The 682-nt window shown below is 68.3% G+C and carries 1 protein-coding gene; it reads left to right on the top strand.

Features of this window, described 5'->3' with window-relative positions:
• Positions 1 to 682 (top strand): LamG domain-containing protein (locus tag KZA10_RS16870; RefSeq protein ID WP_218683479.1); only part of this gene is annotated, 682 nt, incomplete at both ends.

The raw sequence follows: 682 nt of genomic DNA, 5'->3' as shown, positions 1-682 counted from the left end.
GCCGAAGTACTACTGGCCGCTGAACGAGGCGTCCGGCACTTCGGCGATCGACTGGGTGGCCGGCAACGACCTCGCGCTCGCCGGCGGCACCACCCGCGGCCAGGCGGGTCAGGCCGTCGGTCAGACCTCGTCGTCCACGGCCTTCAACGGCAGCAACGGAACGTCGTCCAGCTCGGTCGCCGAGGTCGGACCCAACGAGTTCTCGGTCGAGGCCTGGTTCCAGACCACGAGCACCAGCGGCGGCAAGATCGTCGGCTTCGGCAACAACGCCACGGGACTCTCCGGCAGCTACGACCGCCACATCTACCTGAGCAACACCGGTCAGGTCACGTTCGGCGTGTACCCCGGTTCCGCCAGGACCATCACCAGCAACGCCGGGTTCAACGACGGCAACTGGCACCAGGTTGTCGCCACGATGAACGGGTCGGGGATGGTGCTGTACGTCGACGGCGTGCGCATCGGCACCCGCAACGACACCACGACCGGCCAGAGCTACTCCGGCTACTGGAGGGTCGGCGGCGACTCGCAGGGCGGCTGGCCGTCGGCGGGGTCGTCGAACTACCTCAACGGTCGCATCGCGGACGTCGCGGTCTACGACTCCGCGCTCACCCATACCTGCCTGCTCGATGAGCCAGGCCGCGCTCACCTTGACGTCGGAGACGGTCGCGGGCTTCGACGTCGG

This window comes from Microbacterium sp. BF1 (assembly GCF_019279095.1).
In the GTDB taxonomy this organism is placed as follows: Bacteria; Actinomycetota; Actinomycetes; order Actinomycetales; family Microbacteriaceae; genus Microbacterium; species Microbacterium maritypicum.
This window is presented reverse-complemented; position numbering and strand designations above follow the sequence as displayed.